The organism is Streptomyces sp. NPDC048290, assembly GCF_040652095.1.
Taxonomy (GTDB): Bacteria; Actinomycetota; Actinomycetes; order Streptomycetales; family Streptomycetaceae; genus Streptomyces.
The window spans coordinates 357,798-369,915 of sequence record NZ_JBEZLM010000006.1 but is presented as its reverse complement, the minus strand read 5'-3'; the positions used below and the strand labels follow the sequence as shown (position 1 = coordinate 369,915).

The following is a 12,118-nucleotide window of genomic DNA, read 5'->3' as shown; positions in this document are numbered from 1 at the left end:
CCCGTGCAGCGGGCCGGGCTTCGTGCGCAGGGCGCGTCGGGCTGTGCCTCGCAGCGGCTACATTCACCGTCACACGCCTCCCCTCCACGGAACGGAACCGACCGCCGTATGACCCACTGGACCACCCGTCCCGAGACCCCGGACGACATCCCCGCGATCCATGAGGTCGTCCTCGCCGCCTTCGGCCGACCCGCCGAGGCCGATCTCGTCGACGCGCTGCGCGCGGACCCCGCCTGGATCGACGGGCTCTCCTTCGTCTCCGTCGACGCGGGGGGCGAGGTCGTCGGACAGGCGCTGCTGACGCGGTGTCATATCGGGGAGACCCCCGCCCTGTGTCTGGCGCCCTGTGCCGTGCTCCCCGCGCACCAGCGGACCGGCGCCGGGTCCGCCGCCGTACGGGCCGCGCTCGCGGCGGCGAAGGAGCGGGGCGAGTACTACGTCACGGTCCTCGGGCATCCCGCGTACTACCCGCGGTTCGGGTTCACCCGTGCCTCCACGCACGGCATCGGGCTGAGCATCGACGTGCCGGACGAGGCCCTGATGGCGCTGACCCTGGACCCGTCCCACCCGCTGCCGGGCGGGACGATCCGGTACGCCGCGCCCTTCGGGATCTAGCCCCGGTCCCGGCCCGGGGTCCGCAGGGCCAGCAGTGCCACGTCGTCGTCGTTCTCCGGGAAGCGGACCCGGCGCAGGAGTTGGTCCGTGAACGGGCCCAGCGGGCGGTGGGCGAGGGCGGCGGCGTGGCGGCGCAGGCGGTCCAGACCCTCGTCCAGCGCGTGGCCGGGGGCCTCGACCAGGCCGTCGGTGTAGAGGACGAGGGTGGCGCCGGGCGGGAGCGTCGCCGTGGCGTCGGTGCGGGGCAGATCGGCGCCCGCGCCCAGCAGGATGCCGTGGCCGTCGGTGAGGTAGTCGGCGACTCCGTCATGGGTGATCAACAGGGGTGGCGGATGGCCCGCGTTGGTCCAGGACAGCCGCCAGTCGCCCGGGGCCGCCGAGCCCTCCCCCGTACCGTCCGCGCGGTCGACGCGGGCGAAGATCATGGTCGCCATGGTGACGTCCGTGATGTGCTGGAGCGCCTCGTCCAGGCGGGCCACGATCCGGCTGGGCGGCTCGTGCGCCGACCAGGCGTAGGCGCGCAGCATGTTCCGTATCTGCGCCATGCCCGCCGCGGCCTCCAGGTCGTGGCCGACCACATCGCCGACCGCCAGCGCGGTGGAGCCGTCGGTGAGCCGGAACGCGTCGTACCAGTCGCCGCCCACCTGGGAGGCGTCCGGGGCGGCCTGATAGCGGACGGCCATCCTGAGGTCGGGCACCCGGGGCATCTGCGGCAGCAGATGCTTCTGCATGGTCTCGGCGACCGCCCGCTGACGCTGGTACAGACGGGCGTTGTCCAGCGCGAGCCCGGCGCGCCGCGCGATGTCCTCCAGCAGGGACAGGTCGGTCGGGGTGAACGCCACCGGGTTCCGGGACCGCCCCAGCGTCACCGCGCCCAGCACCTCCCGGGTGCTGCGCAGCGGCACGATCGCCGCCGAGTGGATGCCGGTGGCCTCGAAGAGATGGCGCTGCTCGACCGCGATGCCCGAGTCCGGGGCGGCCTGGTAGGTCCCCGGGCCGGTCAGGGTGGAGGCGACCCCGCGCAGCGCCCGGGACAGCGGCATCGGCGAGTCCTCGGGGACCGGGGGCATCGGGCCCTGAAGCTCCTCCCGGCGGGTCACGGTGTCGCCGTCGGCGTGCGCCACCACGCTGCGCCACACCTCGTCCCGCTCGGTGATCAGATCCACGATCACCCAGTCGGCGAGCCGCGGCGCGATCAGCGCCACCATCCGGCGCAGCGCCTCCTCGACATCGAGGGTGGCGCTGAGCTGGGTGGTCGTCTCGGCGAGCAGCGCCAGCCGCTCCAGCGCGGGGAGCGGCGCGCCCTCGGCGGGACCGTCCGCCGGGTCGTGCTCGGGCACATGGAACACGACCAGCGTGCCGTGCCGTCCGCCGCCCAGCGCGTACGGGGTGACCAGCCAGGAGATCCGCAGCAGCGAGCCGTCGCCGCGGGCGAACCAGTCCTCGTCGGCCTGCGCGGTACCGGCGGTGTGGAACGCCTGCCGCATCGCGCACTGGGTGCGGGGCAGCGGCCGGCCGTGCGGTCCGCGGTGCAGCAGGTCATGGGCGTCATGGCCGGTCAGTTCGGCGGCGGGGCGGCGCAGCAGCCGCTCGGCACGGCGGTTGACGACGAGGATGCAGCCCTGGTCGTCGACCACATAGGCGCCGGTGCCGATCGCCTCCAGGGCGTCCTGGACGCCGGGGAACACACCGGGTCCGGGAGGTCCGGGTCCGGGCTCGGGTCCGGATGCCTCGCGGACGACGCCCATGCTCTCCGAGCCTGCCACGCCCCTGCCTCCTCGTCCATGGGACCCCGGGCGCACCGGGCGTCAGGATCGCCGGTCGGCCCGATCCCCGCGCGCACGGCAGCGTACCGTCGTCCGACGGGGTCCGGGCACGGGCAGAGGCGTGGGCAGAGGCGTGGGCAGAGGCGTGGTGGTACGGGCTGATCCGTACGGCGGGCTCTAGCTCAGAGTCACCCGCAGTATCCGGTCGGCTCCGTCCGGCTGGCCGCCGTTGGCGTCGGCGTTGGTGGTGGTCAGCCAGAGCTGCTGTTCCGTGCCGGGGGATGTGACGACCGTGCGGAGCCGGCCGTAGGTGCCGACGTAGTACGCGGTCGCCGTGCCGACGTTCTCGGTGTCGCCGTCGATGGGGATGCGCCACAGGCGCTGGCCGCGCAGGGCCGCCATGTAGACGACGTTGTCGGCGATGGCGATACCGCTGGGGGACGCCTCTCCGGTGGTCCAGGTCTTCTTCGGGTTGGTCATCCCGGCCGTGGAGCAGGTTCCCTCGCAGGTGGGCCAGCCGTAGTTGGCGCCCGGCTTGATCAGGTTGAGTTCGTCGAAGCGGCTGTTGCCGAACTCCGCCTCCCACAGCCGCCCGTTGCGGTCGAAGGCCAGGCCCTGCGGGTTGCGGTGGCCGAGGCTGTAGACCCGGGTGCCGAAGGGGTTGCCCGGTGCCGGGGCGCCCGTCCTGGTCAGCCGCAGGATCTTGCCGTTGAGGGAGTTGCGGTCCTGGGCCAGCGCGGTGTTCTGGGCGTCGCCGGTGGCGGCGTAGAGATAGCCGTCGGGGCCGAAGGCGAGGCGTCCGCCGTTGTGGTAGCGGGCCTTCTGGATGCCCTGGAGGATCACCGTGTAGTTGCCGAGTGTCGTCCCGTCGTACGTCATCCGGGCGATGCGGTTGCCCTCGGCCGCCGTGTGCATCACGTAGACATGCCGGGTGGTCGCCCAGTCGGGAGCGACGGCGATGCCCATCAGTCCGCCCTCACCGCCCGTGGTCTGGCTCTCGGGGACGGTCCCGACCTGGGTCTTCTGGCCGCCGGGGGTGACCTTCCAGACCCGGAAGTCGTCCCGTTCGGTGACCAGGGCGTGGGTGCCGTCCGGCAGCCAGGCCAGTCCCCAGGGCACGCTCAGGCCGGTGGTGAGGGGGGTGACGGAGGTCGGTACGGCGGCGGGGGCGGGCGGGGCGGCCGAGGCCGGGCCGGTCGCGCCGGTCAGCGCGCCCGCGAGCAGCGCGGCGGTCGTGAGCAGCCCGGACGTGGTGGTCAGTCTCATCGGTCCTCCAGGGTGGTGCGTGGGGGGTGGGGGTGGAGGTGCGGATACTGGCCCCAGAGTCGTCAATTGACTGAACGCGGTCAATCCCGCCGGGTGCGCCCCCTGGGGTACTCCCCCGCCGGGTGCTGCCCCGCCGGACCCCATCGCCGACCCCCTCACCGACCCCCCTCACCGTCCCCGTCAGGCCCCCAGCACTCCCCGGACCATCGTCGACAGCTCCCCCACCGCCACCGCCAGCGGGGCGATCGGCTCGGTGAAGGCGGTCAGCCGGTCCAGGGCCCGGCGCAGGACCGTGGGCTGGGGCTCCTCCTCGTCCAGTTCCTCACGCAGCCGCCGCAGTTCGCGGGTCGTGGCGTCCGGGTCGGCGAGGGCGTCCCGGTGCTCCTCCAGCAACCGTTCCACCAGGGCGAGGAGTTCGGCGGTACGGGCGGCCCCGTCGCCGTCCTGCCGCTGGAAGCTCACCGAGCCGGAGAACGCCTGCGCGCGGTGGCCGACGGCCTGGTTGCCGACGTAGTGGGTGCCGCCCTGGATCACCACGCCGTTGTTGACGGGCGGTTCGATACGGCCGTGGTCGTCGCCCATGCCGGGCCTCCCTCGGTGAGAGTTGTCTGCGATGCCGGGTGAGTGATGCGCTGTCATGCGCTCAGGCCGCTCCCTGGCCCACGTTCTGGGTGGCGCTGGCCCCGGTGCCGATGGCCTGGCTGCCGACGACGCTCATGCCGCCCTGCTGGATGAGCCCGTGGTTGAGGATGGTCTGCTGCTGGGCGCGGAAGTCGCCGACGTCGTAGCCGCGGGTGTCCAGGAATTCCCGGATCGCGGCGAGCGTGTGGCGCTGGACGGCGGAGACGATCCGTCCGGCGTCCACCACCTGGAAGTAGTTCTGGTAGCTGGGGCTGAGCCCGATCTCCCGGATGCTGATCCGGGCCCCGTAGTCGAAGACCGGGTCCTGCTGCATGGCGGTCAGCTCATCCAGCATCCGCCGTTGGTGCCGGTGCTCGAAGCGGTGGTGGCGCAGGGCCGCGAGGGGGGCGCCGTAGAGGAGGGGGGCGCAGCGGGCGGCGGCGGTGAGCGCGAGTCCGCGCCGCGCGTCCGGCGTGAGCGGTCCTTGCAGCCGGTCCACGACGTGGTACGCGGCGGCGACCGGGCCGAGGACATGGTTCTCGCAGTGCAGATGCAAGGTGCGCCCGGCGGTGGAGAAGTGCAGGAAGACATTGGGGACGACGTCCCCGCCCCACAGCGGCACATGGACCGCCAGACAGTGCCGGACCGCGCCGGTCGGGTGGAGCATGATCTCCTCGACCTGCTCGGGGGTGAGCCGGGCCGCCGGGGAGATCCGGCCCTCCACCGTGAACCTGCTGTCCTCACCTATGCCGGTGCCACTGGCGAAGACCCGGTCCTCGACGAGAAGCGAGCCGAGCCCGTCCCCCACGGCCCCGGCCTCGGCATCGGCATCGGGGTGGGCGACTTCGCGCAGCCGCTCCCGTACATGGCCGACGAGTTCGGCGACGGTGAAGGGCACCGGGCCGTCACCGGTGCCGCCGGTCCTGGGGCGGGCCCCGGCCGTCGCGCCGAACGCCGGCTCGTCCGCGGGCAGCAGGGGCACCGCGATCGACCAGCCGGACGTGGTCTCCGCGTAGCCCTGGAACGGGGAGTGGCCGCTGTAGACGGTGACATTGCCGTAGCGGGCGTCCGACAGCGCGGCCATCCGGGCGGCGATCCAGGGACGGGGCGGCAGCGGCGGCAGCGGCTGCCGGTAGAAGCGGTCCCGGGCCAGGGTCGAGCGCAGCAGCCGGTCGGTCTCGATCCGGTGCCGTACGACGGTGGCGTACGCGTAGGCCGACGCCGCCAGGGAGATCAGCGCCGCGGGGACGCCACCGCCGTAGCCGCCGAACAGCCAGGCGGAGACGCCGGACAGGCCCAGGGCGCTGAGGCCGAAGCCGACCAGGAAGGCAGCGAGCACCAGCGCCGCGGCCCGCAGGGCGGCGGCGGTCACGGCCTGGCGGGCGGGCTCGTGGACGCCCCGGGTGGCGAGGCTCGGCCGGGCGCCCCCGGCGGCCAGCGGGACGGACACGACGGGCATCAGCACCCACAGCGGGGCGGCCACCAGCACCACGCCGAGCGCGGCGGTGAGCCGCAGGTCCCGGGCGTAGCGGAGTTCCTTGGCGGCCAGGCTGTGGTGGGCGACGGCCACGAGGTCGACCTCGGGCGAGGGCGCCGCGGCGCTGGCCTCGTCGGCGACGACCTCCTCGACCACCCGGTCGGCGAAGGCCTCGTCGACATAGGCGGCGGTGCACAGATACCGGGTGACATCGCCCGGTTCCCGCCCGACCGGCATGTGCGGCTGTGCGGCGGAGGTCATGCCGACGCTTCCCTTCGTCTGGCGGGCCGGGCGGCGCGGGACGGCGACCGGCCCGGCGCCCCGGGTGAGGCGGGGCAGCCCGGCGGTGAGCAGGGCGAGCAGCACCCCGGAGAGCACCCCGAAGTCGAGGGACGCGCCGCGCAGCAGGGTCCGCAGCGCGAAGTCGTACTCAAGGGCCGGGTCGTGGCCGTACCGGGTGTACAGCGCCCAGCGCAGCACCCCGGCGAGCTGGGCGGCGAGCAGCCCGGCGGCCAGGCTCCGGAACCAGCCGGTCGTACCGCGTCCGGTGAACGCGACCGCGAGGCCCGCGAACAGCAGCAGGGTGAGCCCCGCGCTGGCATAGACCACGGACAGCGGGACCGCGCCGGGATACATCTCGGCGGAGGCGTCCCAGTGCACGACGAAGAGGGCGTCCAGGGGCCAGCGGACGAGCGCGCTGTCGTAGTGGTCGGCGTACACCTCGCGCAGCGGCTCCTGCGCCGAGGGGCTGCCGAGCACCGCGAAGAGGGCGCACAGCAGGGCGATCCTCGCGCGCACGGACACCGGAGCCCCCTCTCACCGCCCGGTCAAGGGCGGGGTCACTCTAGGCCCATGCCCGCCACTGTGAACGGGCATCCACTGAACTCCCGTACGGTTTCGGCCAGTTGCGGCACCGGATGACCGCCGGTCGGGAGGGTCGCTGGTCAGGACGGCCGCCGGTCGGCACGGCCGCCGGTCAGGACGGTCGCCGGTCGGCACGGCCACCGGTCAAGACGGTCGCCGGTCGGCACGGCCGCCGGTCAAGACGGTCGCTGTTCAGGACTGTCGCCGTTCAGGGCAGTGGCCGCCGGTGCCGAGGGCCGTACCCGCCGTACCCGCCGTACCCCACCCCGTCTCCCCGCCATCGCCAACCCCCCGGTGACCGTCAGCGACAGCGCCGCCATCGTGCCCATCGCCGCCGCCGGTGAGGTGAACTGGGCGATCGTGCCCGCGAGGGTCGCCGCGGTGCCCTGCATCGTGAGCATGCCCGCCGAGTGGAGGCCCAGGGCGTGGCCCGAGAGGGCGGGCGGGGTGAGGGACATCAGCCGTTCCTGCTGGATCAGGCTGGCGGCGAAGCCGGTCGACGCGAGGGCCGCCAGGAACGCGGCCAGCGGCAGGGAGGGGTGCAGGGGGAAGAGGAGGTACGGGGCGGCCAGCAGCAGGAGCAGGGGGTGGGCGAGCCCGGCCCGGCGCGCCGGGCTGAGGAAGCGGCCCACGCCCACGTCACCGACGAACATGCCCAGCGCCGCGCAGGCCAGCAGGACGCCCGCCGAGCCGGGGTCGTACGGCACGAAGAGCGACTCGCAGCCGACCACCAGACCGTTGGGGAGCCACAGCCCGAGATAGGTGAGGCGGCGGGGGCGGGAGGACCACAGGACGGCGTTGGTGCGCCAGGTCGCGGCGATCGAGGGGCGGCCGGAGCCACGGGGGCGGCGGGCGGCCAGGCCCCGGGCCGTGACGAGGGCCGAGGCGAGGTGGAGGGCGGCGGCCAGGGTCAGGGTCAGCCGGGGGGACAGGACCGTGGTCAGCACACCGGCCGTCGCGAAGCCGGTGATCTGGGTCAGGCCGTTCATCATGTTGAAGACCGAGCGGCCGAGGAGATAGCCGTCCTTCGGCAGGATCTCGTTCAGCAGTCCCCAGCGGATGCCGCCGCCCACCGAGGCGACCAGGCCCATGAGCAGGATCACCGCGAACAGGCTCCCCAGCGGCAGCCCGGGTACGGCGAGCAGCGCGGTGCCCGCCGCGAAGGTCAGGGAGAGGACGGTCAGGGCCGCCCGGGGCGGTACCCGGTCGGCGGCCGAGAGGAAGAAGGTCGCGCCCACCACCTGCGCCAGCGACGGGCCGAACATGCTGACCGCCGCCAGCAGCGGGGACCCGGTGGCCCGGTGGACCTGGGTGGCCAGCGCCAGCCCGGCCACGGTCTGCGCGGCGGTCCCGGCGCCCGTGGCGAGGAACAGCGGCCCGAACTCCGGCGTACGGAACAACTCCCGGTAACTACGCATGTGCGGAGTCTGGGGCGCCCGCCCGGCGGGCCGGTAATGTTTCGCCGGTACGCGAAAGGAGCCGGTCCATGGGGTGGTGGCAGGTCAACGCCGACACACTGGCCCGCAGCCGTTTCCTGCTCTCGCCGTACGCCGAGACCTTCGCCTCGCTGAAGCTGCTGCACTCCGGCGCCGGGGCGCACCCGGGCGAGCGGGAGTGGCTGAACCGGCATCTGCCGGGCCACCGGGCGCGGCTGGCCGCCGACCCGGTCACCGCGCTGCTGGTCCGCTCGGGACTCGGCCGGGACTGGATCGCCGACTTCCTGACGCCGACGCCCCGCGACGGCGAGGGGTTCGAGGACGCGCTCGCCCGGGTGCGCGGCACCGATCCCGCCGCCGCCCGCGCCCAGGTACGGGTCTCCCTCGCCGGTCCGCTGCCGCCCGCCCTCGACCGCGACGACCTCCCGGACCGCGCGGCCCGCCTCCTCGCCGACCTCTGGGACGACGCCGTACGGCCCTACTGGCCGCGCCGCCGCCGGGTGCTGGAGGCCGATGTCGTCGCCCGGACCGCGCAGGTGAGCCGGGGCGGCTGGGCGGCCGTCCTGGACGCCCTGCGGCCCGGCACCCGCTGGCTGGGCGAGAGCCGCCTCCAGGTCAACCACCACGAGTACCCGCCCCGCGAGATCTCCGGCGCCCAGCTCCTGCTGGTCCCGGTCACCCCGCAGACCGGCTGGGTCGCCTGGGAGGAGCCGGACTCCTACGCCCTGGTGTACCCGTGCGCCGGGGCCCTCACCGACCCGTCCGGGCGGGCCCCCGCACCGGCCGCCCTCGGTGCCCTGCTCGGCGCGGCCCGCGCCCGGGTCCTCGCCCTGCTGGCCGCGCCGATGACCACGACCCAGCTGGTGGCCGTCACCGGGCAGCCGCTCGGGTCCGTCGGCCGCCATCTGCGGGTGCTGCTCGACGCCGGGCTGGTCGAGCGCCGCCCGGCGGGCCGGTCCGTCTACTACGAACGCACGGCGGCGGGCCAGGTCCTGCTGGACGCCGCCGACGGCACCGCGCCGCACCGCCTACGCTCTCCGGTATGACGGCACACTCCGTACTCGACGTCGACCTCCACTCCCTCGACGGCACGCCCGCCGACCTGGCCCAGTACGCCGGGCGCCCGGTCCTCATCGTCAATGTGGCCTCCAAGTGCGGCCTCACCCCGCAGTACACGGGCCTCGAGCGGCTCCAGCAGCGGTACGCCGAGCGCGGGCTGACCGTGCTCGGGGTGCCCTGCAACCAGTTCGCCGGGCAGGAGCCCGGCAGCGCCGAGGAGATCGCCGAGTTCTGCTCCGCGACCTACGGCGTCACCTTCCCGCTGACCGAGAAGATCGACGTCAACGGGGAGTCCCGGCATCCGCTGTACGCCCGGCTCACCGGCTTCGCCGACGCCGAGGGGCACAGCGGCGACATCCGCTGGAACTTCGAGAAGTTCCTGATCGGCCGGGACGGCACCGTCGTCGCCCGGTTCGCGCCGCAGACCGACCCCGAGTCGGACGAGATCACCACGGCCGTCGAGGCCCAGCTCGGCTGACCGCCGGCCGGTCTGCCTGTCTCGCGGGCTCCCGCGCTTGACCCTGCCCCTGGGTCAGACACGAGCGTCCTCGTCACCGGGCCCCCAGCGCCCGGTGACGGAGGATGACCACGTGCACCACGAACGCGACGGCGACAGCGGCGCGGGGGACCCCGGGGGCTTTCTGACCATCGGGGCCTTCGCCGCCCGCTCCCGGCTCTCCGCCAAGGCACTGCGCCTGTACGACCGGCTCGGGCTGCTCGGCCCGGACCATGTCGACCCGGCCAGCGGCTACCGCTACTACCGCGCCGAACAGGTCGAGCGGGCCCGGCTGGTGGCGCTGCTGCGGCGGCTGGACATGCCGCTGGCGCGGATCGCCGGGGTGGTCGCGGCGGACGGTCCGGAGGCGGCCCGGCTGCTCGCCGGGTACTGGGCCGAGGTGGAGACCAGGGTCGCCGGACAGCGGACGCTCGCCGGGTACCTCCGTGGACGACTGTCGGGAGAGGACTCCGCGATGGACGGGATGTTCGAGGTCGAGACGGTGGACACGGCACGTCAGGTGGTGATCACCGAGACCAGGCACACCCTGGCGGACGAACTGCCCGCCTGGATCGGCGCGTCCCTCGGCCGTCTGGTGGGCGCGGCCCGCGACTGCGGCGGCCCGGTCGCGCCGCCCTTCGTGGTCTACCAGGCCGAGGTGTCGCAGGAGAGCGACGGCCCCGTCGAGTCCTGTGTGCCGGTGGCCGACGAGGCGGCGGCGCGGACCTGGGCGGCGGAGCACGGCCGGGCCTGGGACACGGCGGTGCGGGTGGAACCGGCCCGGCGGCTGGCGTTCACCCGGATCACCAAGGCGCAGGTGGCGTATCCGCAGATCCTGGCCGCCTACGAGGCGGTGGAGCAGTGGATCGCCGGACAGGGGCTGCGGCGGACCGGGCCGCCACGGGAGGTGTACTTCGCCGACTGGGACGCGGCGGGACCGGGGGACCCGGTGTGCGACATCGCGTTCCCCGTGGAGTAACGGGGTAGCGGGGTAGCGGCGTCCCGGAGGTGCGCCGAGGGTCCGGGCACAAGCCGAGCCCTCTCGGCTAGGACGGCGGGCTGGTCGAGAGGGCTCGTGGGTGCTGCTTGTTGAGTTGTGGTCGTAGGTTACGGAGGGTCAGGAAGATCTCCCCTTACGACGCGACCGAGGCCACGAACGCGTTCCACGCGTCGGCGGGGAAGGCCAGGACGGGGCCCTCGTGGACCTTGGAGTCGCGGACGGCCATGGCCGACCGGACAGGGGACTTGATCTCGACGCACGCGCCATTGCCCTGGGAGTAGGACGACTTGATCCAGGTGTCCGTCGCGCCCTGTGTGATTGCCATTTTCGCTCCGGTAAGCAGTTGCTGAGTTGCTGTCACCGTGCTGCACACGGTTTGCGCCAACGTTGTTGCTTGATGGCGTGATCGACGCTACTCGCCAACCCTCAAAAGCGGAGGAGGCATTCACCCGTCCGGGGGGCATATTCCGGGAGACCCTTCTCTCCGGACCGCGCCACCCTGTAACATGCCCCGCCGCACATTCCAGAGGCATGATCCGAGCACTCTTCGGTCACTCTGGGTGAAGGCAGCGGGCGGGCTCGACGGACGGGACACCGCGGGGCGGGGCTCAGGCGCGGGCGTAGTCCTTCGCCACGCCGGAGACGAACTGCCGGGTCTGCTCCACATTCAGCGCCTGCGCCCGCAGATGCTCGTACATCACGCTGTACTTGCCCACGTCCTGCGGCTTCTCCAGATACAGATCGCTGGTCACACCCTCGATGTAGACCACGCTGGAGTCGGCCGCGTCCGGGAACTCCAGGATCGCGTACTGACCGCTCACTCCCGGGTGGGCGCCCATGGAGAACGGGATCACCTGCACGGTGACATGCGGCAGCTGGGACATCTCCAGCAGATGCTCCAACTGCTCGATCATCACCTGCTGGTTGCCCACCTCGCGGCGGAGCGCCGCCTCGTCCAGCACCGCCCACAGCCTGAGCGGGTTCTCGGCGGCAGAAATACGTTCCTGCCGCCGCATCCGCACCTGTACGCGCTTGTCGATGTCCGTCTGGGCCGCCTCCGGCAGCGCGCCCATGATGAGCGACTCGGCGTAGCCCCGGGTCTGGAGCAGCCCCGGGATCACCTGCGGGTCGTACACCCTGAGGCTTGCGGCGTCCGTCTCCAGACCGATGTAGACGCTGTACGGGATGTCGCCGAAGGAGTGCCACCAGCCCTGCTGGCGGGAGTCCTTGGCCATCTGCATCAGCGAGTCGACGATCCGGACGTCCTCGACCTCATACACCCCGCACAGATCGCGGACGTCGCGCTGGCTGATGCTGCGCCGTCCGTTCTCCAGCCGGCTGATCTTCGACTGGGAGACCAGCAGCCGCTCGGCGACCTCCTCGGCGGTCATGCCCTTCAGTTCGCGGAGCCGGCGCAACTCCTGGCCCAGCCGGCGTCGCCTGACGGTGGGATTGACATTCGACGCCACGGGACGTGCACCTCCGGCTGCGTGCCTGAAAAAACCTGCAACTATGCGT

General features: G+C 73.3%; 11 protein-coding genes. 4 read left to right on the top strand and 7 right to left on the bottom strand.

All coding sequences use genetic code 11. The features are described from left to right. Positions 1-108 precede the first annotated feature (108 nt). On the top strand, positions 109-615 hold the full coding sequence (locus AB0D49_RS13185; protein WP_362755550.1) for an N-acetyltransferase: 507 nt from the start codon (positions 109-111) through the stop codon (positions 613-615). Here AB0D49_RS13185 and AB0D49_RS13180 read toward each other — a convergent pair. The 5 genes from AB0D49_RS13180 to AB0D49_RS13160 all read right to left on the bottom strand — a co-directional run bounded on the left by AB0D49_RS13180 (position 612) and on the right by AB0D49_RS13160 (position 8,027). Then, positions 612-2,363 (bottom strand): SpoIIE family protein phosphatase, encoded by a 1,752-nt coding sequence (locus AB0D49_RS13180; protein WP_362755821.1) that lies wholly within the window; start codon positions 2,361-2,363, stop codon positions 612-614. The genes AB0D49_RS13185 and AB0D49_RS13180 overlap by 4 nt on opposite strands. A gap of 195 nt (positions 2,364-2,558) precedes the next feature. After that, on the bottom strand, positions 2,559-3,647 hold the full coding sequence (locus AB0D49_RS13175) for a PQQ-dependent sugar dehydrogenase (protein ID WP_362755547.1): 1,089 nt from the start codon (positions 3,645-3,647) through the stop codon (positions 2,559-2,561). 180 nt (positions 3,648-3,827) lie between these two features. Next, positions 3,828-4,229, bottom strand: coding sequence for a DUF5955 family protein (locus tag AB0D49_RS13170; RefSeq protein ID WP_362755545.1), 402 nt, complete (start codon positions 4,227-4,229; stop codon positions 3,828-3,830). A 61-nt stretch (positions 4,230-4,290) separates the two neighbouring features. After that, a complete protein-coding gene (locus tag AB0D49_RS13165) occupies positions 4,291-6,549 on the bottom strand; it encodes a hypothetical protein (RefSeq protein WP_362755542.1) in 2,259 nt (752 codons plus the stop codon). 236 nt (positions 6,550-6,785) lie between these two features. Further along, positions 6,786-8,027 carry an MFS transporter gene (locus AB0D49_RS13160; RefSeq protein WP_362755540.1) on the bottom strand — a complete coding sequence of 414 codons (1,242 nt, stop codon included), beginning with the start codon at positions 8,025-8,027 and terminating at the stop codon, positions 6,786-6,788. Between the two features lie 68 nt (positions 8,028-8,095). On the opposite strand from AB0D49_RS13160, the gene AB0D49_RS13155 reads away from it, so the two are divergent. The 3 genes from AB0D49_RS13155 (at position 8,096) to AB0D49_RS13145 (ending at position 10,579) form a co-directional block, all read left to right on the top strand. Beyond that, the gene (locus AB0D49_RS13155) at positions 8,096-9,091 is read left to right on the top strand and encodes a winged helix-turn-helix domain-containing protein (protein WP_362755537.1); all 996 of its coding nucleotides are present in this window, start codon (positions 8,096-8,098) and stop codon (positions 9,089-9,091) included. Continuing rightward, positions 9,088-9,582 (top strand): glutathione peroxidase, encoded by a 495-nt coding sequence (locus AB0D49_RS13150; protein ID WP_362755534.1) that lies wholly within the window; start codon positions 9,088-9,090, stop codon positions 9,580-9,582. The genes AB0D49_RS13155 and AB0D49_RS13150 overlap by 4 nt, the downstream gene beginning before the upstream one ends. Before the next feature lie 112 nt (positions 9,583-9,694). Beyond that, positions 9,695-10,579: a MerR family transcriptional regulator gene (locus AB0D49_RS13145; RefSeq protein ID WP_362755531.1), complete on the top strand. Its 885-nt coding sequence runs from the start codon at positions 9,695-9,697 to the stop codon at positions 10,577-10,579. A gap of 154 nt (positions 10,580-10,733) precedes the next feature. Here AB0D49_RS13145 and AB0D49_RS13140 read toward each other — a convergent pair whose 3' ends face one another. Both AB0D49_RS13140 and AB0D49_RS13135 read right to left on the bottom strand, forming a co-directional pair. Next, positions 10,734-10,925 (bottom strand): DUF397 domain-containing protein, encoded by a 192-nt coding sequence (locus AB0D49_RS13140; RefSeq protein WP_362755528.1) that lies wholly within the window; start codon positions 10,923-10,925, stop codon positions 10,734-10,736. Between the two features lie 283 nt (positions 10,926-11,208). Next, complete coding sequence (locus AB0D49_RS13135; RefSeq protein WP_362755525.1) at positions 11,209-12,069, bottom strand: helix-turn-helix transcriptional regulator; 861 nt, start codon at positions 12,067-12,069, stop codon at positions 11,209-11,211. Positions 12,070-12,118: the final 49 nt, after the last annotated feature.